This window comes from Xanthomonas sp. NCPPB 3200, from assembly GCF_056393585.1.
Genome location: NZ_CM150785.1, coordinates 3,097,456 through 3,122,538 on the forward strand (window position 1 = coordinate 3,097,456; position 25,083 = coordinate 3,122,538).

Annotated in this window: 19 protein-coding genes; 7 read left to right on the forward strand and 12 right to left on the reverse strand. The window is 67.3% G+C overall.

From position 1 onward, the window contains the following. Positions 1-342: 342 nt before the first annotated feature. Positions 343-1,440, forward strand: a complete 1,098-nt coding sequence (locus AC06DU_RS13500) for a M35 family metalloendopeptidase (RefSeq protein WP_478202625.1) — start codon at positions 343-345, stop codon at positions 1,438-1,440. Positions 1,441-1,510: 70 nt separating this feature from the next. Here the strand turns inward: AC06DU_RS13500 and AC06DU_RS13505 are convergent, their stop codons facing one another. After that, on the reverse strand, positions 1,511-1,975 hold the full coding sequence (locus AC06DU_RS13505) for a DUF4870 domain-containing protein (RefSeq protein WP_024940779.1): 465 nt from the start codon (positions 1,973-1,975) through the stop codon (positions 1,511-1,513). A 106-nt stretch (positions 1,976-2,081) separates the two neighbouring features. Next, positions 2,082-3,449, reverse strand: coding sequence for a metalloprotease PmbA (gene pmbA, locus AC06DU_RS13510; RefSeq protein ID WP_478202626.1), 1,368 nt, complete (start codon positions 3,447-3,449; stop codon positions 2,082-2,084). A 52-nt stretch (positions 3,450-3,501) separates the two neighbouring features. On the opposite strand from pmbA, the gene yjgA reads away from it, so the two are divergent. Then, positions 3,502-4,083: a ribosome biogenesis factor YjgA gene (gene yjgA / locus AC06DU_RS13515; RefSeq protein ID WP_478202627.1), complete on the forward strand. Its 582-nt coding sequence runs from the start codon at positions 3,502-3,504 to the stop codon at positions 4,081-4,083. A gap of 151 nt (positions 4,084-4,234) precedes the next feature. On the opposite strand, the gene tldD is transcribed toward yjgA, so the two are convergent. Further along, the gene (gene tldD, locus AC06DU_RS13520; protein ID WP_102253810.1) at positions 4,235-5,680 is read right to left on the reverse strand and encodes a metalloprotease TldD; all 1,446 of its coding nucleotides are present in this window, start codon (positions 5,678-5,680) and stop codon (positions 4,235-4,237) included. A gap of 99 nt (positions 5,681-5,779) precedes the next feature. On the opposite strand from tldD, the gene AC06DU_RS13525 reads away from it, so the two are divergent. Beyond that, on the forward strand, positions 5,780-6,535 hold the full coding sequence (locus AC06DU_RS13525; RefSeq protein WP_104590040.1) for a DUF6065 family protein: 756 nt from the start codon (positions 5,780-5,782) through the stop codon (positions 6,533-6,535). Between the two features lie 131 nt (positions 6,536-6,666). Here the strand turns inward: AC06DU_RS13525 and AC06DU_RS13530 are convergent, their stop codons facing one another. From AC06DU_RS13530 to AC06DU_RS13540, 3 genes are all read right to left on the reverse strand, one after another. Then, positions 6,667-10,593 (reverse strand): YhdP family protein, encoded by a 3,927-nt coding sequence (locus AC06DU_RS13530; RefSeq protein ID WP_478202628.1) that lies wholly within the window; start codon positions 10,591-10,593, stop codon positions 6,667-6,669. A gap of 169 nt (positions 10,594-10,762) precedes the next feature. Further along, on the reverse strand, positions 10,763-12,262 hold the full coding sequence (gene rng, locus AC06DU_RS13535; protein ID WP_016903751.1) for a ribonuclease G: 1,500 nt from the start codon (positions 12,260-12,262) through the stop codon (positions 10,763-10,765). Continuing rightward, positions 12,262-12,834, reverse strand: a complete 573-nt coding sequence (locus tag AC06DU_RS13540; protein ID WP_054591523.1) for a Maf-like protein — start codon at positions 12,832-12,834, stop codon at positions 12,262-12,264. Before AC06DU_RS13540 ends, rng begins: the two co-directional genes overlap by 1 nt. A gap of 122 nt (positions 12,835-12,956) precedes the next feature. Here AC06DU_RS13540 and AC06DU_RS13545 point away from each other — a divergent pair, with 122 nt between their 5' ends. The 3 genes from AC06DU_RS13545 to AC06DU_RS13555 all read left to right on the forward strand — a co-directional run bounded on the left by AC06DU_RS13545 (position 12,957) and on the right by AC06DU_RS13555 (position 18,080). Beyond that, positions 12,957-13,691 carry an SIMPL domain-containing protein gene (locus AC06DU_RS13545; RefSeq protein WP_065049755.1) on the forward strand — a complete coding sequence of 245 codons (735 nt, stop codon included), beginning with the start codon at positions 12,957-12,959 and terminating at the stop codon, positions 13,689-13,691. A 313-nt stretch (positions 13,692-14,004) separates the two neighbouring features. Beyond that, positions 14,005-17,109 carry a TonB-dependent receptor domain-containing protein gene (locus AC06DU_RS13550; protein ID WP_478202629.1) on the forward strand — a complete coding sequence of 1,035 codons (3,105 nt, stop codon included), beginning with the start codon at positions 14,005-14,007 and terminating at the stop codon, positions 17,107-17,109. A 299-nt stretch (positions 17,110-17,408) separates the two neighbouring features. After that, on the forward strand, positions 17,409-18,080 hold the full coding sequence (locus AC06DU_RS13555) for an energy transducer TonB (protein WP_478202630.1): 672 nt from the start codon (positions 17,409-17,411) through the stop codon (positions 18,078-18,080). A 236-nt stretch (positions 18,081-18,316) separates the two neighbouring features. On the opposite strand, the gene rlmH is transcribed toward AC06DU_RS13555, so the two are convergent. Beyond that, complete coding sequence (gene rlmH / locus AC06DU_RS13560; RefSeq protein WP_016903756.1) at positions 18,317-18,787, reverse strand: 23S rRNA (pseudouridine(1915)-N(3))-methyltransferase RlmH; 471 nt, start codon at positions 18,785-18,787, stop codon at positions 18,317-18,319. Positions 18,788-18,908: 121 nt separating this feature from the next. Between rlmH and AC06DU_RS13565 the strand changes: the two genes are divergently transcribed. Continuing rightward, entirely contained in the window at positions 18,909-20,450 is a 1,542-nt protein-coding gene (locus AC06DU_RS13565) for an alkaline phosphatase PhoX (RefSeq protein WP_054591527.1), read from the forward strand. A 220-nt stretch (positions 20,451-20,670) separates the two neighbouring features. Here the strand turns inward: AC06DU_RS13565 and AC06DU_RS13570 are convergent, their stop codons facing one another. The 5 genes from AC06DU_RS13570 to AC06DU_RS13590 form a co-directional block, all read right to left on the reverse strand. Next, entirely contained in the window at positions 20,671-21,786 is a 1,116-nt protein-coding gene (locus AC06DU_RS13570) for a J domain-containing protein (protein ID WP_478202631.1), read from the reverse strand. An 11-nt stretch (positions 21,787-21,797) separates the two neighbouring features. Beyond that, a complete protein-coding gene (gene rsfS, locus AC06DU_RS13575; protein ID WP_478202632.1) occupies positions 21,798-22,208 on the reverse strand; it encodes a ribosome silencing factor in 411 nt (136 codons plus the stop codon). A 57-nt stretch (positions 22,209-22,265) separates the two neighbouring features. Continuing rightward, positions 22,266-23,114, reverse strand: coding sequence for a nicotinate-nucleotide adenylyltransferase (nadD, locus tag AC06DU_RS13580; protein ID WP_478202633.1), 849 nt, complete (start codon positions 23,112-23,114; stop codon positions 22,266-22,268). After that, positions 23,111-24,139: a DNA polymerase III subunit delta gene (gene holA / locus AC06DU_RS13585; protein ID WP_047126816.1), complete on the reverse strand. Its 1,029-nt coding sequence runs from the start codon at positions 24,137-24,139 to the stop codon at positions 23,111-23,113. The genes nadD and holA overlap by 4 nt, the downstream gene beginning before the upstream one ends. Before the next feature lie 185 nt (positions 24,140-24,324). Further along, positions 24,325-24,966, reverse strand: coding sequence for an LPS-assembly lipoprotein LptE (locus AC06DU_RS13590; protein ID WP_024939734.1), 642 nt, complete (start codon positions 24,964-24,966; stop codon positions 24,325-24,327). Positions 24,967-25,083 lie beyond the last annotated feature (117 nt).

Here is a 25,083-nt window from a genome sequence, read left to right on the forward strand (position 1 = left end):
AGCCCGCAGAGATCAGGCGCTCGCACCGGCCTTTGCGCATACCGTGCGCCAGCGCACGGTGCGGCTGCAGCACACCGCCCTGCAAGCGCTGCGCTGCGTCACAGAACGTAACTTCTCCTTCCATACATTTTTCACATGAAAACTTCGGCAGGACGGCAATAAAGTGCGGACTAATTCACACTTCCAGGCTGAATTGTCGCCATCGGTGTCCGCATTTGTCATTGCCTGACTACCGGCAGGCCAAAAACCACATCAATCGGTTCTCTTGTTGCGTCTGCTCGCTCTGCCTAGGTTGACCTGCCCGCGTCCGCGGACATCCCCCGACCACATGGAGAGTCACTGGTGAAGAACGTTTTTCTCGCATCGTTTGCAGCAGGCACGCTGGCCGTTGTTGGCGTGCTCGGTTCGGCGCAGGCGCAGTCCGTGCGCGGCCCGGTCCCGTTGACCATCGAACTGGCGCCGGTCGCCGATCAGGCCGGGCGACACCAGGGCAAGATCGCGGTGACCGTCACCAACAACGGCAGCCAGATCGCCCGCGTGCCGACCTATCAGCTGCCGCTGCAGACGCTGGACAACGGCATCCTGGAAGTGAGCCGCGATGGTGTGCCGGTGACCTACACCGGACGCCTGGTCAAGCGCGGCCTGCCCAAGGCGGCCGACTTCACCATCCTCAAGCCGGGCCAGAGCGTCAAGGGCGAGGTCGATCTGGCCGGTGCCTATGACCTGTCCACCAGCGGCAACTACACCATCCAGGTGCGCTCGTCGCTGCAATACGCATCGCTGTCCGACGGCAGCCTGATGAAGGCGGCCAACGGCCTGCCGGCCGTCGCCACCAGCACCCCGCTCACGGTCTGGCTGGACGGCGCACGGCGCGGCGTGCAGCGCCAGCTCGCAATCGGTCCGACCGCTGTGGTTAATGGCATCAACTACCTCAACTGCAGCACCACCCGCACCAATCAGGCCGCCAGTGCCGTCACTGCCGCGCGTACTTACTCGCAGAACGCGCGCAACTACCTCAATGCCGGCAGCACCGGTGCGCGCTACACCACCTGGTTCGGCGCCTACAACGCCTCGCGCTACAGCCGGGTCAGCTCGAACTTCGTCAACATCGACAACGCGCTGGACCAGAACAACGGCCAGCTGACGATCAACTGCAGCTGCGAAGCGGATCTGGCGGACGCCTTCGCCTACGTCTATCCGAACCAGCCGTACGAGATCCATGTCTGCAATGCGTTCTGGAGTGCATCGACAACCGGCACCGACTCCAAGGCTGGCACGCTGGTGCACGAGACCAGCCACTTCACGGTCGTCGCCGGCACCCAGGACCGTGTCTACGGCCAGTCCGGCGCGCGCAGCCTGGCGATCAGCAACCCGGCCCAGGCGATCACCAATGCCGACAGCCACGAGTACTTCGCCGAGAACACCCCGGCGCAGAACTGATCGCGTCATCGTCTGAAACGACAAAGGCCCGGCATCGCTGCCGGGCCTTTGTCATTTCCACCGCGCCGGATTACTTGATCAGGCGCAGCGTGAACGGATAACGGTAGTGTTCGCCGTTGTTGGCCTTGACCGCGGCCAGGATGCACAGCACCAGGTTGGCGATCCACACCAGCGTCGGCACGAAGAACAGGATGCCGAACGACACGATGGTCAGGATCACCGCAGCCACGTAGGCAATGATCACGGTGATCTGGAAGTTCAACGCCTCCTTGGCCTGATCGGTGGCGAACGGCTTGGACGGGCTGGCGTCCTTGCTGATCAGCCAGATCACCAGCGCGCCGATGAAGGACGTCAGGATACCGAGCAAGTGCGCGGCCAGCGCCAGGGTGCGCTCCTCCGACGGTGTGCTGGTCCCGATCGGCGGCGGCGGCGGTACGGCGTGTGACTCGAATTCGCTCATCATGTCTCCCCATGCATGGTTGTGGTGCGGCGGACTATAACAACGATTCAGCCAGCCACCAGTGCGGGAAGACATTGTCTCGGCTCTGCACGGCGACTGCCGCCAGGCAGAGCGGCAAGACCCACGCGCGCCGGACGCTGTGTAGTTGGGCAGTTGGCGCAGCAGCCCTGCTCAATCACGGTCAGCTATCGCCTGCCACCGTCATGCGGTTGACCAGCACCGAGCCGATCTTGACGTGCGAGCGCGGATCGACATCGCTGCCGACCGCCTCGATGCCGGCGAACATCTCGCGCAGATTGCCGGCGATGGTCAGGCCGTCGACCGGATAGGCGATCACGCCGTTCTCGATCCAGAAGCCCCCGGCGCCGCGCGAATAATCGCCGGTCACCGGATTGACGCCGTTGCCCATCAGCTCGGTGACCAGCAGGCCGCGCGACATGCCGGCAACCAGCGAAGCCAGGTCGCCGGCGTTGGCGGTGACCTGCAGGTTGTGCACGCCGCCGGCGTTGGCGGTGGTCTGCAGGCCCAGCTTGCGCGCCGAGTAGCTGCCCAGCACATAGCGCTGCAGCACGCCGTCACTGATCAATGCCGAACGCCGCGTCGCCACGCCTTCGCCATCGAAGACGGCCGAGCGCAGGCCGCGGCGCAGGTGCGGCAGTTCTTCGATGTTGAACCAGTCCGGAAACAATTTGCTGCCGACACTATCGAGCAGGAAGCTGGCGCGGCGATACAGCGCGCCGCCGGAGACCGCGCCGAGCAGATGCCCGACCAGCGAGCGCGCCACTTCCGGCGCGAACAGCACCGGCAACTGACCGGTCGGCAGCGAGCGTGGCTGCAGCCGCGCCAGGGTGCGTTCGGCGGCATGGCGGCCGATCGCTTCCGGCGCCTCCAGGTCTTCGCGCGCCAGCGCGCTGCTGTACCAGCCATCGCGCTGCATGCCGTCGCCCTGGCCGGCGATCAGCGCGCAGCTGATCGAATGGTGGGTGCCGCGCTCGCGGCCGATGAAACCATGCGAGTTGGCGTAGACCGACAGGCTGAGCCCGGTGCTGGCCGAGGCGCCGTCGGAGTTGCTGATCCGCGCATCGGCATCGCGCCCGGCGCTCTCGCAGGCCAGCGCCAGGTCCACCGCGGTGTCGGCGTCCAGTGCCCACGGGTGCCAGCTGTCCAGCTCGGGGAAGTCACGCGCCATCAGTTCCGGATCGGCCAGGCCGGCAGCGACATCGTCCTCGGTGTAACGGGCGATCGCGCAGGCCTGGGCAACGGTCGATTCCAGGCTGGAATCCTGCAGATCGGCGGTGCTGGCGCTGCCCTTGCGCTTGCCGAAGTACACGGTGACCGCAATGCCGCGGTCGCGGGTGGATTCCACCGTCTCCACATCGCCCAGGCGCACGTTGACGTCCAGGCCGCGCTCTTCGCTGCAGCTCACTTCGGCCTGGGTGGCGCCGGCGGCACGGGCGCGCTCGAGCAGGCGCTGCGCGATGTCGGTGAGCGCATCCAGGCGCTGCAGGCTGTCGTCCTGGACACGTGTTTCGGAGGAGAGTGCGTTCAATGCTTTATCCTAGTCTCAATGATGAATAACTTCTTGTTTCGGATGGATGGCAATGCGCGGACGCGACGAAGACACCGGTGAATTCCGCGGCGCCAGCCGCAGCCAGCAGCGGCGCGAGGCGCTGGAAATCTTCGACCTGGGCGAAAAGCTGGTGGCGCTCACTCCGGCGCAGCTGGCCAAGTTGCCGGTGCCCGAATCGCTGATCCCGCATATCGAGGAGAGCAAGCGCATCACCTCGCATATCGCGCACAAGCGCCAGCTGGCGTTTCTGGCCAAGCACATGCGCCGCGAGGACGACGAAACGCTGGCCACAATCCGCGATGCGCTGGATGCCAACAGCGACACCGCGCGCCGCGAAGTGGCCGCGATCCACCGCGTCGAGCGCTGGCGCGAACGCCTGCTCGCCGAAGGCGACGTGGCGCTGGCCGAACTGCTGGAAACCTACCCGGCCGCCGACCGTCAACAACTGCGCCAGCTGGTGCGCAATGCCATCCACGAGCGGGCCAAGAACAAACCGCCGCGCGCCTACCGCGAGCTGTTCCAGGTGCTGCGCGAGCTGTCTCAGGAGCAGGGATTGGAGAGTGGGGATTCGGGATTGGAAGACGACGAATCGGCGTCGGACGCCGACGAATAAGGCTCCGCCCGATCCATCCAGCCCCGCAACGGCCATCCCGGCCGTTGCCAATCCCAGATCCCGGCTCCCGGATCCGCCCAAGCGAAATCCGCCACGCCCGGCGCTTCCTGCTGTTGCGAATCCCGAATCCCGATTCCCGAATCCCCGCATCTCAGGCCTGCGTTCCACCAACGGTAATGCCGTCGATCAGCAGCGACGGCTGACCGACGCCGACCGGCACGCTCTGCCCGTCCTTGCCGCACACGCCCACGCCTTCGTCCAGCGCCAGGTCGTTGCCGATCATGCGCACCTTCTGCATGGTCTCCGGGCCGTTGCCGATCAGCGTGGCGCCCTTGACCGGCGCGGTGACCTTGCCGTCTTCGATCAGGTAGGCCTCGGTGGCCGAGAACACGTACTTGCCACTGGTGATGTCGACCTGGCCGCCGCCGAAGTTGACCGCGTAAATGCCCTTTTTCACCGAGCGGATCATTTCCTGCGGATCGTGCTCGCCGGCGCGCATGTAGGTGTTGGTCATACGCGGCATGGTCAGGTGCGCGAACGATTCACGCCGGCCGTTGCCGGTCGGCGCCACGCCCATCAGGCGCGCGTTGTGGGTGTCCTGCATGTAGCCGACCAGCACGCCATCTTCGATCAGCGTGGTGCACTGGGTGGACGTGCCCTCGTCGTCGATATTGAGCGAGCCGCGGCGGCCATCCAGGGTGCCGTCATCGACGATGGTCACGCCCGGCGAGGCCACGCGCTCGCCGATGCGGCCGGCGTAGACGCTGGTGCCCTTGCGGTTGAAATCGCCTTCCAGGCCATGCCCCACCGCCTCGTGCAGCAGCACGCCGGGCCAGCCCGGGCCGAGCACCACCGGCATCACGCCGGCCGGTGCCGGAATGGCATCCAGGTTGACCAGCGCCTGACGCAGCGCTTCGCGGGCAAAGCCCTCCGGGCGGCCATCGGCGAACAGTTCGGCATAGCCGTAACGGCCACCGCCGCCGGAGTAACCGGACTCGCGCCGCCCGCCCTGCTCGACGATCACCTGCACGTTCAGGCGCACCAGCGGGCGCACGTCGGCGGCGAGCACGCCGTCGCTGCGCGCGATCAGTACCGTGTCCACACCGCCGGACAGGCTCACCATCACCTGCTTGACGCGCGGGTCGGCAGCGCGCACGTACTGGTCGATACGGCGCAGCAGATCGACCTTGGTCGCGCTGTCCATGTCGTCGATCGGGTCGGTGGCCGGGTACAGCGCACGGCCGTTGCCGCGCACCAGCGAGCGGGTGGATTGCGCACCGCCTTCGCGCGAGATTGCGCGCGCGGACTGCGCCGCCTCCAGCAGGGCATCGCGCTGGATGTCGTCGGAATAGGCGAAGCCGGTCTTCTCGCCGGCAATCGCGCGCACGCCCACGCCTTGTTCGATGGAATGCGCACCGTCCTTGACGATGCCGTCTTCCACGCTCCAGCTCTCGCGGCGCGAATGCTGGAAATACAGGTCGCCGAAGTCGATGCCCGGACCCAGCAGGGCGCCGAAGGTGCGGTCGAGATGGCCGGTGTCCAGGCCGGAAGGAAGCAGCAGCCGGGTTTCGGCCAGAGTGAGAGCGTTATCGGTCATGCAGTCAGGATGGGGCCCGCGCGCCGGGGAGACAAGTCGTTCGGCTGAACATGCGGCACGGCTATCATCGCGGGCCCATCGCCACGCCGACGCCCGCGCATGAAGCTCACTGCCCACGTCCTGGATGGCCATACGCTGGACATCCGCCCCGCCCCGCACGAGCGCGACTGGATGGACGCCACCGACCAGCGCTATGCCTACCGCTGCCTGCCGCTGGCGATCGCCAATGCGCATGGCTGGGAGCTGCTGTGCCAGGCCGGATTCGAGGCCAGCTGGGACGGGCGCGACAGCCTGGATGCGATCCAGATCAGCGCCGATGCCGGCGCCGCGTCACCGGCGCTCAGCCACTTCGGCTACGGCGTGCTGACCTTCCACGTGCCCTGCCTGTTTCGCACCGATGCCGGCATGGATCTGTTCGTCACCGGGCCATTGAACCGGCCCAAGGACGGTATCGGCGCGCTGAGCGGCATGGTCGAAACCGACTGGAGCCCGTACACCTTCACCATGAACTGGAAGTTCACCCGGCCCGGGCAGGTGCGCTTCGAGGCCGGCGAGCCGTTCTGCCATCTGTTCCCGCTGCCGCGCCAGCTGATCGAACAGGTGCAGCCGCAGTGGAAGCCCTTGTCCGAGGCGCCGCAACTGGCGCAACAGCATGCCGACTGGACGCGCAGCCGCACGCAGTTTCTGCAGGAACTGCCGGATGCACAGTCGGCCGCCGCGCGCGAGAAGTGGCAACGCGGCTATTTCCGTGGCGTCGCCGGTGCCGATCAGGCGCCGGTGCAGGGCCACCGTTCGCGCCTGCGTCTGCCGATGTTCGCGCGCGCCGACAGCGACGGCGACGGTCCGCTGGACTGAGTGCATCGCTGCATCGGCGCACCGGACGTGCCCGCTAGCGCGCGTGCCGCATTCGATCGACTTACCGCAATGCCTGAGCGCCCGCGACAACTCAGCACCAGCACACGCCAGTGCGCCGGCAACCGGATGCGTCAGCGTGGCGACCGACCGGGCGTGCCTGGCGTTGCCGTGGGCGCGCCTTCTGCCGGCGGCTTGCCGGGCGCCCGCTCGCGCACTTCGCGCTCCACCACGTCCACCTGCGGATCCTTCCACGGCCCGGTGACGTGATAGGTCTTGGCGCCGATCGCCCCCAGCGGTTTGCCGAGCACCGCATTGGCGGCCGCGCCTACCGCCGCCCCGACCGGGCCGCCGGCCACCGCGCCAACCACGGTGAGCAGATTGCCGGCCTTGGGGTTCACGTCCACGGTCTGGTCGAAGGTCTGCGCACGCAGGTCGGTCTGCCCCCGGATGGCGATGTCGGCGGCCGGGCCTTCGATGCGGATTGCATCGGTGCGCGCGAAGCCCTCGCCGAAGCGCACCTGGCCGTCCAGCTTGTTGAAGGCCAGCCCCTTGGAGAAGAAATCGCGGAAGTCGAACATCAGCCGGCGCGGCAACTGCGCCACGCTGAGCAGGCCGAGCACGCGACCGGCACCGGGGTCCACTTCCAGCAGCTGGCCGTTGCGCACGTCGATCTTGAGGTCGCCATCCAGCGAACCGAGCGCAAACCCGGTCGGCGAGCCCTGCCAGCCGGCATTGAGTTCCAGCTGGCCTTCGCCGCCGCGCAGCTGGCCGCCCAGGGTGAGGTTCTGCAGCAGGTTGCCGAGATTGCGGCTGTCCACCCGTGCCGACAGCCGGGTGCTGGCGGAGTCGCCCTTGCCGCGCCAGGCGCCGGTCAGGCCGATGTTCTGGTCGTTGGAGCGCAGTTGCAGCTGGTCCACCTGCATGCCGTCGGTCAGCCGGCTGCTGCGCAGGGTGGCCGCGCCCAGGGTCATCTTGCCGACCTGCAGGTCGTCGATATCCAGCGACAGCGGCGGGATCGAGACCGGGTCGAACTCGGCCACCGCGCGGCGCGCCGGTTCCGGCAAGGCACCGGCCAGCGGATCGCCCGGCTCGGGCACGGCCGGCTCGGCCGGTGCGGCCACCGGCTGCCAGTGCACCGTGCTCAGCTTGCCCTGCACGGCGGCGCCATCGGCATTGGGCACGCTGAGCTGGCCGGCCAGCGACGGGCCGTCCAGGGTCACCGCCACCGCGTCGCGGGACGGCCGCAGGCGCAGGCGCGTCTGCGGGAACACGCCGCCGATCATCAGCAACCGGTCGGCCTGCACATCCACCTGCTGCAATGGCACGGCGTCCTGCTTCGGTGCTGCCGGCTGGCCCGGCAGTGGCGGCATGTCCGGCTCGCTGCTGCCGCGCGCCAGGCTGATCCAGTCGATCGCATCCAGCGAGGCAGTGCGGCCGGTGACCACCAGGCCGTTGGCGGGCGGCCGCTCGGTGACCGTGTCGGTACCCATGACCACGCGCACGCCGGTCTGGTTGCCCTGGCTGCTGGCCTTGAGCGCAACCAGCTTGCCGAAGGCCACGTCGATGTCGCCATCGCCCACCGGCAAAGCCACCCTGACCTGCGTGTCCAATGGCTGCGTGGCCGCCTTGTCCAAGGGTGCGGGCAGATCCAGGGTGGTGCCGACCAGCTGCGAGCGCAGTGTCAGCAACGCCTTCGCGTCGGCCTGCCCCGGCGAGGTCAGCGGCACGTCCACGCCCACCTGCCACGGTGCGCTGCCATGCACGTACGGGCGCAACCATTCCATCTGCGGCGCGCGGTCGAACAGCTCTTTCGCATCCAGGGTCGCGCCGAAGCGCGCCTCGAAGGCCTGCTTGGGGTCCTGCACGAAGCCGCCGGCACGCAACGACAACTCACCGCTGCGGCCCTGGTGCTGGACGCTCAGGCGCTCGGCGGCAAAGCCGCTGTCGCGGTACTCGGCCTGTCCGCTGACCTGGTCGAAGGCCAGGTTCCAGCGTGCATCGCCCAGCCTGGCGCCCTGCAGCGCGACCGTGCCTTGCAGATGGCCGCCCACACCGCCGGTGCGCAGGGGACGCAGCAGGTCGAAGCTCACCGCTGCCGGGCCGGACACCGTGAGGTTGCGCAAGGTGTCGCCATAGCGCTGCTCCAGCGGGCTCTTGCGCAGCATGCCCAGCAACTGCGCGGCATCGGCCCGGGTGGAGGCGCGCACGTACAGCTCGGAGGTGGCGAAGCTGGGAATGCCCGACTCCAGCGACGCGATCGGCGCGCCGGCCAGCTCGCCCTTGCCCTGCAGGGAAAATCCGTTGCCGATGAAGCGCAGATCGGCCTGCACCTGCTCCATCGCCGGCCAGTCCGGATTGAACGGGATCACGCCGTCGCGGATCTGGCCGAACGCCTCGAACCGGCCGTCGTTGTTGTCGAACGGCCAGTCGTCCAGGTCGCCGCTGACCAGGCCGGTGCCGCCGGTGATCACGCCACCGGCAACCGCCGTGTCCAGCCAGTCGATGGCCGCCTTGCTCATCTTGGAGCGGATCCAGAACTTGCGCGCCACCGGCAGGGCGACATCGTCCAGTTGCGTGGCCAACTGGATGCGCGGGCGGCTGCCATCGTTCTGGAACCACAGCCCGCCGCGCACGCTGGCGCCATAGTCCTTGGCCTGCACGCGCAACGCCGGCGTGGCGACCTGCCAGCCGGCGCCGTCGCGCCAGCCCACGATGCTGCCGGCCAGCTGCAACTCGTGCACCACCCCGAAACCGGTCGGCCAGTCGAAGCGCAGCGTGGCATCCGCTGCGGGGTCGAGCTGGATTGCCTGCGCATCGCCATCGATCCGGCCGCGCAGACCGCTGATGCCCGGCGCGTTGCCCACCGGCAGAAAGCCCAGTTCCTCGATCCGGCCCTGCGCGCGCACCGCTCCGCCCTGCTCGCCGGCGATCTGCAGATCGGCCAGGCGCAACTGCGGCCGTGACAGGCTCAGCCAGCGCCGCAGGCCAGGCGACAGTTGCTCGCTCAAGGCGGCCGCCGCGATCAGGCCCGAGACATCGAGGTGGTTGCCCACCACCGCATAACGGCGCCCGCCGGCAACGCTCAGCCCGTCCAGCCGCTGCAGCCTGGCCGCCTGGCCCAAGCGCAGCAGCGGCGCATCCATGCGCCAGCCGCCGTCGATGGTCTGCCAGCGCGCGCGCGCCTGCAGCCGCTCCCACACCAGCGTGCGGCGTGCGGTCTGCTCGGGCAATGCCGCGCCGGACAATCGCAGTTGCTGCAGATCGGCATCCACGGTGACTGCAGTGATCCGGCGCGCGCGCAACTGCGCCCAGGCCTGCAGGCGTCCGCCGCCGCCGTCCACGCGCATGCCGCCGAACTGCAGCAACGCCGCCCAGGCGGCCAGATCGGCCGGGTCGGCTTGTGCATAGGCGCTGCCGTCGCCGCTGTCGCGATCGAACGCGATCACCGTGGTCAACGGTGCGCGCTGCAGGTCGATCCAGGCGCGGCTGCCGACCTTCACCGTCGAGCCGTTGACGCGCAGGCGCAGGTCGATGCGCGGCAGCGTGGTATCCACGCCGATCGACGGCGCGGCCACGCGCAGGCGCGCCTCGGCCACCTGGATCTCGCCGAGCCGGCGCAACGCTTCCAGCGGGTCCGAACGCCGCCCGGCCGGCAGACCCTGCACCGACCAGACGCCATCGTCGCTACGTTGCAGCGTCAGCGCCAGGCCACGCAGACGCACCTCGGTCAGCGAATGGCCGGGCAACAGGCCGGCGTACATCGCCAGCAGGATTTCGGCCTGGCCCACGCGTACATCGCCATGCGGGCCGATCCGCAAGCCATCCAGCCGCAGCAACGGCCCGCGCCGGGTCCATTCGGTCTGCAGGCGATCGAACGCGATCGGCTGGCCGGCGCGCTCGCTCAGCCACGCGGCGATCTGCTGCGGCCGCTGCTCGGCCAACGGCAACGCCTGGCTGGCCGCACCCACCAGCAACGCGATCGCCACCAGCGCAAGCGCGGTGGCAGTGATCGCATAGCGGCGAAACAGACGGAGACGGCGGCGCAGCGCGGTGGGCATTAACGGCGGGGAATGGTGAATAGGGAATAGGGAATCGCAGGAGCACAAACCGCGCCGCGCACACGATCATCCATCCGCGCGCGCCGCCATTCTAAAGATGTCACCGGCACCCCGCAGAGCGCCTTTCGCTCCACCCCCATTCCCGATTCCCGACTCTCCATTCCCCGCCTCACAGCAGCACCACATCGAACTGCTCCTGCAGATACTGGTCGTCGGACTGGAAGCGGATGCTCTTGCCGAGGAATTCCTCCAGCTCGGCCACCGCGGCCGACTCTTCGTCGGTGATGCGGGCGACCACCTTCGACGAGGCGATCACCAGCAGCCGCGCCGCATCGAACTGGCGCACCGCGCGGGTGATCTCGCGGAAGATCTCGTAGGTCACCGTTTCGGCGGTCTTGATGGTGCCGCGCCCGCTGCACTGGCCGCAGGTTTCCGACAGCTGCCGCTCCAGGCTCTCGACGGTGCGCTTGCGGGTCATCTCGACCAGGCCCAACGGCGAGAATTCGTACACGGTGGTCTTGGCGTGATCGCGCGCCAGCGCTTTCTCCAGCGTGCGCAGCACCTGGCGGCGGTGCTCGGCATCGTCCATGTCGATGAAGTCGATGATGATGATGCCGCCCAGATTGCGCAGCCGCAGCTGCCGCGCCACCGCCTGCGCGGCCTCCAGGTTGGTGCGGAATACGGTCTCCTCGAGATTGCGCTGGCCGACGAACGAACCGGTGTTGACGTCGATGGTGGTCATCGCCTCGGTCTGGTCGATCACCAGGTAGCCGCCGGACTTGAGCGGCACCTGCTTGTTCAGCGCGCGCCCGATCTCGTCCTCGACCCCGTACAGGTCGAAGATCGGCCGGTCGCCGGTATACAGCTCCAGCCGCTCGGCCAGCACCGGCATGTACTTGGCCACGAAGGCCTGCAACTGCACGAAGGTCTCGTTGGAGTCGACCTTGACCTTTTCCACATCGCGGCGGATCAGATCGCGCACCGCACGCAACGGCAGGCTCAGGTCTTCGTAGATGATGCTGCACGGCGGCGCCTCGCGGCCGCGCCGCTCGACCACGTTCCAGACCCGCGACAGGTAGGCGATGTCCTCGGCCAGCGCCTCGGCCGGCTGGCCTTCGGCGTTGGTGCGGATGATGTAGCCAAAGCCGCCGTGCTGGGCCGAGACCTCGCTGACGATGGTCTTCAGGCGCAGCCGCTCGGCCTCGTCCTCGATCCGCGCCGACACCCCGACGATCTTGGATTGCGGCAGCAGCACCAGGTAGCGCGAAGGAATGCTGATCTGCGTGGTCAGCCGCGCGCCCTTGGTGCCGATCGGGTCCTTGACCACCTGCACCACGATCTCCTGGCCGTCGCGCAGCAGTTCCACGATCGGCACCGCAGCCGCCGGCGGCGGCGGGATCGGGGTCTCTTCGGTATCGACCACGCTGGCCGGTGCCGGCGCCGGGCGCACCACGTCGTTGGCGTGCAGGAACGCGGCGCGCTCCAGGCCCAGCTCGACAAATGCCGCCTGCATGCCCGGCATCACCCGCTGCACCTTGCCCTTGTAGATATTGCCGACCACGCCCCGGCGCCAGCCGCGCTCGATATGCAGCTCCTGCAGCATGCCGTTCTCGATCACCGCGACGCGGGTTTCGCGCGGGGTGACGTTGACCAAGATCTCTTCCGACATCAATGCGCTCCGAGGGCTGTGAGCAACTGCGAGGTGTGAAACAGCGGCAATCCCATCACGCCGGAATAGCTGCCGGCCAGATGGCTGATAAAACGTTCGGCGCGGCCTTGGATCGCATACGCGCCGGCCTTGCCCATCGGCTCGCCGCACGCAACGTACGCGGCGATCTGCGCAGCATCGAGTGGCGCGAAGGTCACCTCCGACACCACCAGCGTCTGCACCGGGGCGCGTTGCGCGCAGACTAGAACCACGGCCGTGAGCACCTGGTGGGTACGCCCGGACAGCAGGCTCAGCATGGCGATCGCATCGTCCGCATCGGCCGGCTTGCCGAATACCCGTTCGCCCAGCACCACCTCGGTATCGGAGCCGAGCACGATCGCATCGGGGTCGCTGGCCTGCACCTGCGCCAGGCCGGCACGCGCCTTGTCCAGCGCCACGCGCTGCACGTATTGCGCAGGCGATTCGTCAGGCGCGCGCAGTTCGGGCACGTCCAGTTGCAGGGTCTGGAAAGGCACATCCAAGCGTTGCAGCAGTTCTTGCCGGCGCGGCGACCGGGAGGCGAGATAGAGCATCCGTCCAGCATACCTGTTGCCCCTCCCCGCCCGCTTGCCGATCCGGGCGGCAGTGGTCGCGTTCGACTCACAACATGTTCATCGAACCGGCAACACGCTTCCCCTACAGACAAGGAGATCTCATGCGTACCACCCTCAAACCGTTGTTGCTGGCCCTGTCCATCGCTGCCGGAACCGCCATGACCGCCCACGCCCAGACCGCTCCGAGCTACACCATTCCCAACGACGGCACCCTGCTCAACGTGTCGGCCGAAGCGGAGGCCAAGCGCATACCGGACATCGCCACGCTGTCGGCCGGCGTGGTCACCCAGGCCGCCGACGGCAACGCCGCCATGCGCCAGAACGCCGAACAGATGAGCAAGGTCATGGCCGCGATCAAGGCCGCCGGCATCGCCGACAAGGACGTGCAGACCACCGGCATCAACCTCAGCCCGCAGTACACCTACAAGGAAAACGAAGCGCCCAAGATCAACGGCTACCAGGCCAGCAACACGGTCAGCCTCAAGGTCCGCGACATCTCGCGCCTGGGCAAGGTGCTGGATGCATTGGTCGCCCAGGGCGCCAACGACATCAACGGCCCCAGCTTCTCGGTCGACCAGCCCGAACCGGCCTACGACGAGGCCCGCGTGGCCGCGCTGAAAAAGGCCCAGGCCCGCGCCGACACCTATGCCAAGTCGCTGGGCCTGAAGGTGCGCCGCATCGTCAGCATCTCCGAAGGCCGCAGCGGCGGCGGCGTGCGTCCGATGATGATGGCCGCCTCGATGCGCTCGGCCAAGGCCGAGATGGACACCCAGGTCGCCCCGGGCGAGAGCACCTTGTCGATCAACCTGGACGTGACGTTCGAGTTGGGCCGCTGAAGAGGCAAATCTCATCCTGCCGCGCGCCGCTCACTGCCCTCTTCGGAGGGCAGTGTCGTTTCCGCAGCCCATCGCGAGGTGGTGCCTCATCGCCTTTCATACCGGCAATCAAGTTTCGTTTAAAACTTATAACGTGGTGACTTGCAAGTGCCCAAAGTCACGTCCGGCCAGCATGAATAGGCGAATTTGTATATTTGTGCTTAAAAAAACATGAAATTTAGAGAAAACGTTCTTTAAGCAACCTCTACAGCTCTCTAGCATCGGTTGTCAGCGCACCGTCATATTCGTGATGGCGCTCCTCTGGAGAGAGACGATGTCCGGCAACGTTGCTTCAAAGCGCACCTTCCACCCAGCATCGCGGGCGCGCTATGCCCGCATCAGCGTGCTTGCGCTTGCGCTGAGCGGCGCCGTCGGCGTGCTGGCGTCGGGCACTGCCGCCGCACAAAGCACCACTGCGGGTATTTACGGCAGTGCACCCGCTGCCGCCGGTGCAACCGTCACGGCACAAAGCGATACCGGTTTTGCCCGAACCGCGATCGTCGATGCCAACGGGCGCTACGCGATCGGCAATCTTCCGGTCGGCACTTATACGGTCACCTTGCAACGCGACGGACAATCTGTAGAGACACGCAAGAACATCGCCCTGCGCGTCGGCGCAGGCACCGATGTGTCCTTCGGCGGCGGTGCCGCGGGCGACACCGCCACCCTGGGCACGATCACCGTGACCGGCAAGAACATCTCGCCGGTGGATGTGTCCGCCACCGCCTCGCGCACCGTGATTACTGCCGAACAGTTGCAGCGTTTGCCGCTGGCGCGCTCTGGCGAAGCCATTGCACTGCTGTCGCCAGGGGCCGTGCAGGGCAGCGGCTATTTCGGCAATGCGATTTCCTTCGGCGGCGCCGGCGTGACCGAAAACGCCTATTACCTTAACGGCTATCTCAGCTCCAACCCGCTTTCCAACATCGGTGGTGTCACCTTGCCGTTCGGCGCTATCGACCAGCAGGAAACCTATACCGGGGGCTACAGCGCCCGGTATGGCCGCTCCGCAGGCGGCGTACTCAGCCAGGTCGGCAAGCGCGGCACCAACGAGTGGCACTTCGGCGCACAGGTGCTATGGCGTCCGAAGTCGCTGTCCAGCGACTACAAAAATGTCTTCTACCCGGATGCCGCCCCACCTGCCGGCTATGAATACAGCGACGACAGCCTGCCCGGCACTCTTTACCGTAGCCGAAAGGACGACACTTTTTGGAATACGGTCTATAGCGTTTATGGCGGCGGCCCGCTGATCGAAGACCGCCTGTTCGTCTTTGTCGCCGCAGAGCAGGAACGCACCGAAGGCGTTTCCACCGCACGCAGGGACGACCCGGTGATCGGCCGCAACAATTACCGCACCGATGAGCCGAAGGTTTACGCAAAGATCGACTGGAACATCAATGACAGCAACATCCTCGAACTGACCGGCGTCAAGAATAATTCGCGCGACGGCGGTGCTTACAGCGATTTCAACGGATACCAGGGCGTCAACGGCGACGCCAACGGCGCATTCGCCGATACGGTCAAGGTCAACGACCGCTATTACATCGGCAAGTACACCAGCTACATCACCGACGATCTCACCTTGAGCGCCACCTACGGCAAGAGCCGTCAGACCGATTTCCGCAACAACCCCAGCACCGCACCGCTGCTGACTAACACCAATCTGCAGGACCCGGCCATCACCGGTGGCAGCGAGATCCGCAACAACCAGACCTCCAGCCAGGCGCGCGATGGTGAAAACAAGACGCGCGGTCTGCGCATCGACCTGGAATATGTGTTGGGCAGTCACACCCTCACTGCAGGTGTGGACAACATGTATTTCAACGCCAATAACGAAGGTGTCATCACCACCGGCCCGGGCTTCCGCTGGATCTATGGACGCTCTTCGCGCCCCACCTCGCCCATCAGCGCTGCACTGGGCGTGGGTCCGGCCGGTGGCAATGGCTACTACGCCTATCGCTCCGTGTTCAATACCGCGACCAGTATGTCGGTCGAGCAAAAGGCCTACTTCCTTGAAGACAAATGGCAGGTCAACGACAAGATGCTGCTGACGCTGGGTATCCGCAACGACAAGTTCACCAACTTCAACGACGCGGGCGTGCCTTACGTGACCAGTGGCGATCAGTGGGCGCCGCGCTTGGGGCTGAGCTGGGACGTGTTCGGCGACTCCTCGCTCAAGGTCTACGGCAACGCCGGTCGCTACTACCTGGCGTTGCCTAACAGCGTGGCCATCCGTGGCGCATCGCCGTCCACGTTTACGCGCGAATACTTCACCTACACCGGCATTGATGCGCAGGGCAGCCCGACCGGGCTGACGCCGGTCGCGGTCGATCCATCCGCCGGATTCTCCTGTTCGGGTAACGTCGTCTCCTCCAATCTGGAATGCGGTCAGGCACCGGATGCCGCCGGCATCGCCGCCACCGACCTGAAGTCGATGTACCAGGACGAGTTCATGCTCGGCTTCGACAAGACCCTGGGCGAGAGTTGGGTCACCGGTGCCAAGGCCACCTACCGCACGCTCGGCGCCACCATCGACGACGTCTGCGATGCCGACCGGATGCGCACCAAATTGACTGCATCGGGTATCGACCCGAGCACCGTCAACGTGCCCGGCTGCATCATCTTCAATCCCGGCGAAACCAACTCCTTCAGCCTGGCCAACCTCGATGGGTCCGGCCGCACCTCGGTGTCGATGTCGCCCTCGGATTGGGGCTTCGACAAGGAAGCCAAGCGCACCTATCTGGCAGTGGACCTGTTCCTGCAGCATCCGTTCGACGGCAAGTGGGAAGGCCGTATCGATTACACCTGGTCGCGCAACTTCGGCAATACCGAAGGCCAGATCAAATCCGATATCGGCCAGACCGATGTCTCCAAGACCCAGGACTGGGATGCCGCTGCGCTGATGTGGTACTCGGGTGGCTACCTGGCCAACGATCGTCGCCATCAGATCAAGATCTACGGCTCTTACCAGATCGCGCCCGAATGGCTGATCGCAGGCAATATCCGCGTGCTGTCCGGCACGCCGAAGTCCTGCCTGGGGTATGTCAGCATCAACGGCATCAGCGAAGATTCCGATGCCGGCGACCCGGTGGGCTATGGCTCCTCCTACCACACCTGCAACGGCCGGCCGTCGCGTCCGGGCGATGCCGGCCGGCTGCCGTGGACCAAGATCGTCGACCTGGGCCTGACCTATCGCCCGGCGTTCGCCGACAACAAGCTCGCCATGACCCTGCAGGCCTTCAACATCTTCAACGAGCGCAAGCCGCTGCAGGTCGATTCCACCTGGGAAGACAGCCCGTTCACCCTGTCCAACACCTACAACATGGGCGCGTTCTTCACCCAGCCGCGCTACGCGATGTTCTCGGTGTCGTACGACTACTGACGCACTCTCCCGTCAGCGTCGTTTCCCCAGCCCATAACGGGCTGGGCTTTTCTACCGCAAACGCCCAGCTCCGGCTGGGCGTTTGCCTAGAAGTCCTCTTCGTTTGCCTTAAAAAGCCGGCCAGCGATCGATATCGACATGGTCGCGGAATCGCTCCGGCATCCTTCGCGATGTGCAACGCCTTCGCAGACACGCGCCGCGCTTGTGCAGCCGCGCGCGCTGAGGTAAACCTACGCTACCGGATGGTGTAGTGCGTCCGGGTCGCGCTGGTCCTTTCCGCAGTTCCGTTGAGGAGGTGGATGATGGTTCGCACGCAATCGCAGGTTTCTTCCCGATCCACCGGCATCGACACCTCGCGCGTTCTGGCGATGAGCACGGCGGTGGCCTTGCATCTGCTCGCCGGCGGGTTGTTGTTGATACCGCTCTCGTACCGGGCGGTTCCGCAGCAGCCCGCACCGAAAGAACGCTGGGTCATGCCCATCACCATCGAGACGCCGCCGCCACCGGTGTTTCCGATCGAGGTGAAGTTCAAGCCGAAGGCAACGCATGCATCGCCGACCACGGTACCGGTGCAGGTGCAGACCCCGGTGATCAGTGAGCCCGCGGTGGTCGACAACCCAACGTTCGCCTTACCTGCGGTCTCGGAGGCGGTGTCTGACAGCGCGCCGGCGATTGCCGCACCCAACGGCCCGGTCGAGGCAGGCCAGTTGCAGTATCTGAGTTCACCGGCGCCGAGTTACCCGGTGGCGGCACTGCGTGCCGGGCAGCAGGGCACGGTGCTGCTGCGCGTGTTGGTCGGCACCGATGGGCGCCCGGCCGAGGTGAGCGTGCAGACCAGCAGCGGTCATCGCGCGCTCGATCTGGCGGCACGTAGCCAGGTTCTACGCAACTGGCGCTTTCAGCCGGCGATGCAGAACGGCCAGGCCGTGCAGGCCTACGGCCTGGTGCCGGTGAGTTTTTCGTTGAACTGATGCGTCATCACCTGCGGCGACCCGGATGCCCGGTCGCCGCATGGTCTGGCGTTGCGCAGCCGGCTGCTGCAAGGCCACGGTTTCAGCTGTTGCATGCGCAGCATGCATCGCGCCTTGCGTGCACGCGATGACGTGCGGTCTCGCGGATCGGGTTGAGGATGCGTCCGGCTACTCGCCCGCACATCCATCTCGAAAGCGCAGCGGCGACGCGCGGCATACTGCCGTCGCGATGCCGCTTAGGCGCGGTGGTACGGGTGATTGGCCAGCATCGCCGCAGCACGGTACAGCTGCTCGGCGACGATCAGGCGCACCAGCATGTGCGGCAGGGTCAGCGGGCCGATCGACCAGCTTTCGCTGGCGGTTTTCAGCACCTCGGCGGCGTGGCCTTCGGGGCCGCCGATCAGGAACGCCAGATCGCGGCCCTGCCCGCGCCAGTGCTCCATGCGCTGGGCCAGCTGTTCCGAACTGAGCGGGCGGCCCGGGATATCCAGCGCAACCACGTAGGCGTTCTTGGGCAGCGCGGCGAGCACACGGCGGCCTTCGTCGTCGATGGCGCGTTGTGCATCGCGACCCTTGCCACGCAGGCCGGGTTCGATCTCGACCAGCTCCAGCGGCATCCAGTGCGAGAGACGTTTCTGATATTCGGCAAAGCCCTGCGCCACCCAGGCCGGTGCGCGCTCGCCGGTAGCGATAAGTCGGCATTTCATGACCACATGATATCCGCGTCACAGCCTGGGCATCGGAACCGGGGCGATCACAGCGGTGTCATGGTGCGGTTACAGCGGGCTTCTAGGGTCGACGCACTACCCAGCCCGCAGGAGTCGTTCGATGCCGATTTTCGATCCCGCCCGCCGCCAGGTGCTCAAGGGCAGCGCTGCCGTGATGGCCGCCGGTGCGCTAGGCAGTTTGAGTGCGCTGCAGTCGCGCCAGGCCCAGGCCGCCAACAGTTCCTCGCCGCCGCTGCAACTTGCCCCGGTGCCCAGCCGGTACGGCCCGCTCGCGCCGGTCGCCGACCAGAGCACCGGACTGCCGCTGCTGCAGCTGCCGCGCGGTTTCAGCTACCGCTCGTTCGGCTGGAGCGGCGACCGCATGGACGATGGCCAGCCCTGCCCCGACCGCCATGACGGCATGGCCGTGGTCGGCCTGCGTCGGCCCGACTGGCGTCCGGGCAGCGACCCGTTGCGCGGCCTGGAATACGTGCTGATCCGCAACCACGAACGCGGTGCGACCACGCCGTTCCGCGCGCCGGCGATGTACGACACCGGCATCGTCAGCGGCACCCAATCCGCCGGCGGCGGCACCACCACGCTGAGTTACGGCCGCCGCGGCTGGGGCAGCCTGGAGCCCAGCCTGGGTGGCACCCTGGTCAACTGCGCCGGCGGCCCGACCCCGTGGGGCACCTGGCTGAGCTGCGAGGAGATCAAGACCAACGCGGTATCCAGCACCGGCCGCAAGCACGGCTATGTGTTCGAAGTGGACCCGGACAGCCAGCGCACCACCGGCCGGCCGCTGCTCGGGCTGGGCCGCTTCAGCCACGAGGCGGTGGCCATCGATCCGCGTACCGGCATCGTCTATCTCACCGAGGACGACCGCAACAAGGCCGGCCTGTACCGCTTCATCCCCAACGACCGCCGTGGGCGCAATGGCTCGCTGGAAAACGGTGGCCGGCTGCAGGCCGCACGCGTGCGCGGGCGGCGCAATGCCGATCTCACCGTCGCCAGCATCGGCCAGCAGTTCCAGCTGGAATGGGTGGACATCGAAGAGCCGGATCTGGACAGCATCGCCGCGCCGGCCGGCTTTGCCGACATCGGCGCCAACGACACCCTGAGCGGGCCGTTTGCGCAGGCCTGGGCAGACGGCGCGCTGCGCATGAGCCGTGGCGAAGGCATCTGGTACAGCTACGGCAAGCTCTTCATCGTCGACACCAGCACCGGCGTGGATGCGCAGGGCCGGCGCGGTTACGGCAATGGCGCGGTATGGGTGCTGGACCTGTTCACCCAGCGCCTGAGCGCCCTGTTCGTCAGCGGCAATCAGCTGGCCGCGCACAACCCGGACAACGTCACCGTCAGCGCGCGCGGCGGCGTGGTGCTGTGCGAAGACGGCGGCGAAAGCCCGGACGAATACGGCCCCGGCGCGCGGCTGCTCGGGCTGACCCGCGGCGGCGAATCGTTCTATCTGGCCAAGAACAATGTGCAGCTCACCTCGCAGCAGATCGCCGATGCCGGCAAGACCATTGCCGAGGGCGACTACCGCGATACCGAGTTCTGCGGCGCCTGCTGGGATCCGCTGGCGCGCACCCTGTTCGTCAATATCCAGACCCCGGGTATCACGCTGGCGATCACCGGCCCGTGGGAGCGCGGGCCGTTGTGAGCCTGCGGCCCTGAGCTGGCTGTCTTAGGCACAGGGCAACGGCCAGCGCTGCCGAACGGACCGGCCTCCGTTTCGGCAGCGTCGCTCCGGCCGCCGGCACAACGCCACGCATGCACGCGTCCCGATTGCAGGGCTGGCAGCGTGTCCAGCCAAGGCTGCGCGCCGCACGCGCGCGCGCGATGGCGGGTGTGCAAGCCGCCAACCACCATAAAGACCGGGATCAGAACCAGGGCGCGTCGGGCGCGCCCGCCATGGCGCGCTGCCGCTTCAACCAGCGCTTGAACGATTGCGGGTCTTCCAGCTCGCGCAGGCCACGGCGCGCGTCCAGCAGGTCGTCTTCGACCTCGCGCTTGAGTTGGGCCATCAAACGGCCCAGTCGCTCCGGCTTGGGGCGCGACGGCAACTCCAGCCCGTATTCGGCGCAAAAGTCGTCCGACTGCTGCTGCACCTGCTGCTGCAGCTGCCTGCACTGCCGATCCAGCTCGCGGTTGTAGTCCTGCAGGCGCGCGGCGCTCATCGCATCCACGCCTTGGGCGTCCATCAGACCGATCTCGGCCTGCAGTTCGAGCAGACCCAGCAGATCGCCGGCCTTGTAGGCCGCGTTGAGCCGCTGCATCAGGATGGTGCGCGCGGCATGGTCGTCGACGCCCTTGGCGCGATCCGGATGCAGATTGCCGGCCAGCTTGCGATACAGCTCGCGCAACGGAGGCGGCTCGGCATTCTCCACCACTGCCTTGTGCTCGGCACGCTTGCGCCGTTGCGTGTGGCGTTGTTGTTGCTGCGCACGCTCCTGCTGCAGGCGCTCGCTGACGCGCTCGTAGAGCTGTTCGGGCGAATCGATGCCATCCAGCTCGTCGGCATCCAGCCCGTAGGCCTGGCCGAGGATCTGCTTCATCAGCGCATCGGATTCGGCGACTTCCTGGTCGTAACCGGCTGCGCTGTGGCGATCGTAGATCGGCCGCAGTGACGCGTGGCCGGCCTCGATCAGCGGGGCGGCGATATCGCACAGCAACTCGGACAGGAAGGCGCGGTCGGCCTTGCCCAGTTTGACCGTGGCATACGCACGGTCGAGCTCTTCGACCAGGGCGAGGTCGGCCGCGCGGCGGTGGTCGAGCAAGGGCTGCAATTCGGCGTGGTAACGCTCGCGCCACTGCGACAGTGCAAGCTGCCAGGCCTGCAGGTCGGCACGATGCCGTTCCAGGTCGCGCAGCAATCGGTCGAAGCGCTTGCGTGCCGGCGACAGCGGCGCGCCGGAGGCGTGTGCGCCCTGGCTGCGCAGCTGTTGCAGCGCCTGCGAGGCAGGCGCATCGGTCGGGGGTCGGGCATTGCGCGGCATGCCCGGCTCACTCACTCTTCGGGATCGGCTTCCGCATCGTCCGGACGCTGGTCGCCCACCGTCCACAGACGTTCCAGCGCGTAGAACTCGCGCACGCGCGGCAGCATCACATGCACCACCACGTCGCCCAGGTCCACCAGCACCCACTCGGCCTCGCGCTCGCCTTCCACGCCCAGCGGCATCACATCCAGGCGCTTGGCGAACTTGACCACTTCTTCGGCGATCGACTTCACATGGCGGGTCGAGGTACCCGAGGCGACCACCATGTAATCGCAGACGCTGGACTTGCCGCGCACATCGATCTCGGCCACGTCCTTGGCTTTCAGCTCCTCCACGGCCTCGCGCACGGTGGCCAGCAGGGCCGGCACGGACGGCGGCGGATTCGGGATGGAGGTCTTGATGACTTGGGCTTGGGTGGTCAAAGCGGGCAACTCGATGGAATTGGCGCGAATTATAGGCCGGTCCGGCCGGCTGCGTGTTCAGCTAGTCGGCAGGGCGCAGCCATAGAGGCCTTCGTGCGCGATAAATGCCGCCACCGATGCCGGCAGCAGCGCTTGCCAGTCACCGCCGGCGGTGATGCGCGAGCGCACCGCGCTGGCCGATTCACCGCGCAACGGCTGCTGCAGCGACCACAGGCGGCCTGCGGGCGAGATGCCCAGCTCGCCCGCCTTGGCGGCCCAGCGGCCCTGCACTGCCGCGGCGAGCTGCGGCGCATCGGCCAGGTCCAGCGGCGTGCCCGGACGCGCGGCAATGACGAAATGCGCCAGTTCGAACAAGTCTTCCCACTGATGCCAGCTGCTCAGCCCCATGAAGGCATCGGCACCGAGCAGCCAGGCGATCGGTGTCGTGGGGCCGAGCTCGGCGCGCAGCGCGCGCAAGGTGTCGACGGTGTAGGACGGCGCACGGTCGCGGCTGGCACGTTGCAGCTCGCGGGTGTCCAGCGTCAGCCCGGGGGTGTCGGCCAGCGCCAGCTCCAGCATGCGCGCGCGCTGCGCTGCGGTGGCGCCGGGTGCGGGACGGTGCGGCGGATCGGCGGCCGGCACCAGGTGCACCAGCGCGTCCAGTTCGTCGCGCGCGGCGCAGGCGATGGCGAGGTGGCCCAGGTGGACCGGATCGAAGGTGCCGCCGTAGTACAGGTGGAGCGGGGATTGGGGAATCGGGATTCGGGAATCGGAAGAGCGTGGGTTCGGCGCTGCCGGGTGGGAGTTGGTGGGCGGCGAGGTGTGGGCTGCGCTGCTAGAGGTGGTCGCAGCTGCGGCCTGGTCGGGGGTTGCGCTGCGTGGGGAGGCGGGTCGCGCGTCGCCGTTGGCGGCATCGCCGGCTTTCACGCCAGCAATCTCACCGCGCGGGATTCGGCCACGGCCACCAGCAGGCGTTCCAGGCCGACCCAGGGGTCGCCGTCGGCGCGGCCCTTGGCCATGCGGTCGACCCGCGAGGCTTCGGCGACGAAGCGCTCCCAGCGGCGTGGTTCGGGGTGCCGTTGCAGCGCGCGCTTGAACGGCGCCTGGCGTGATTCCCACAGGCCCTGTGCCTTCATTTCGGCAGCGAGGTTGCCGCCGTTGGCCTGCACCTTGGCCAAGGACGCAGTGCGCAGCAGTTCCTTGATCAGGATCGGCATCAGCGCGGCCACCGCCTCGCCTTCGGCGCGCAGGCCGGCGAGCATGCGGATCGCTGCGGCCGGCTGCCCGGAGAACGTGGTTTCGGCCAGGCGGAACACGTCGTAGCGCGCGGCATCGGCGACCAGCGACTCCATCGCCTCCAGGTCCAGCACCTTGCCATCGGCCAGCAACACCAGCTTGTCGATTTCCTGCGCGGCGGCCAGCAGGTTGCCTTCCACCCGCTCGCTCAGGCGCTGCACGGCCGCCGCGTCGGCACGCAGGCCGTGGCTGCGCAGGCGGCGCTCGATCCAGTCCGACAGCTCGTGCGGCTTGATCGCCCAGGCCACCGAAATGGTGCCGATGCGGCCGATCGCATCGGCCCATTTGCCCTGGTGCGCCTTGCTCCAGTCGTTGGCGGTGATCAACAGCACCACATCCGGCGGCGGGTTGGCGCAGAAGCGGGTGATGACCTCGGCGCCGTCCTTGCCCGGCTTGCCGCTGGGCAGGCGCACTTCCACCAGCCGGCGCGGACTGAACAGGCTGGGCGCGTTGAAGGTCGCATCCAGCTGGTTCCAATCGAACTCCCGGCCATCGGCATCGAAGACCTCGCGCTCGCTGATGCCTTCGGCGCGCGCGCGTGCGCGCACCGCATCGGCCGCCTCCAGCACGCGCAAGGTCTCCGGACCGGCGATCAGGTAGACCGGCTGCAGCGGCTGATTGGACTGGCCGGCGAGCTGTTCTGGGCGAAGTTCCATGACTAGGTAAGTTCCATCACTACGAAGGCACGCGCCACTGCACCGTCACGCACCAGACGGCGTCGGTGACGATCGTCGGGGCATGCTCGCCGCGCAGCAAGCGCGACATGCGCCTGGCGCACGCCAACTCCGCACAGCGTGCGCGGTTGCCCGGCAGATGCGCGGACGGGACGATCACCAGCTGCTCAGTTATTCGACGAAGACGCGGGCGGCAGCGAGGCCGGCACGCTCGATTCCGGCGTGGACGGCTGAACCGGCGGTGTGGTGGCTGGCTGCAGCGGCGCGCTGGGCGTGCTTTCCAGCGTCTCGCCGCGCTCCACACGCGCGCGCACGACGCTGTCGATGCGACGCAGGATCGAGGCCGACATGTCCTTGCGCAGTTCGTTGGCGAGGATCTCGCGCTCGGTCGCGGTACCGGTGGCATCCACCGGTGGCGACACGTAGTCGCGCGACAGCTCGATCACCTGCTGCGGCACCAGCACCGAGCCGTTGGCGGTGGTGACGGTGAAGATGGCCGCATAGCGCAGGCTGTATTCCTGCGCGCGGCCCTGGCTGTCGATGGCGATCGGCAGATCGCCCCAGCGCTCGGACAACACCTGCACCTGCGCAAAGCCGGTCTTGGCATCTTCGTCGGCCAGGGTGGCGCCGGCGGCCTTGAGGCCACGCCGCAGCAACTTGGCCAGCTCGCTGTACTGCACCGCGGACTGCACCTTCACCGCGGGCGTGTCCGGCGGCAGCGCCAGCGAGTTGCGCAGATGGAAGCCGCAGGCGGTGAGGCTCGAGACGAGCACGAGGGACGCAGCGAAGGCAGTAGGAAATCGAATCATGGGCACAGTCTGGATGAGCGCCCCGGCGGCGGCAACAGGCGGCTAGCCTGCCCGACACCGCGTGAACGGGGCTTGAGAGGGCGCCGCGAAAAACGCGGCGCCCGGGAATGACAAACG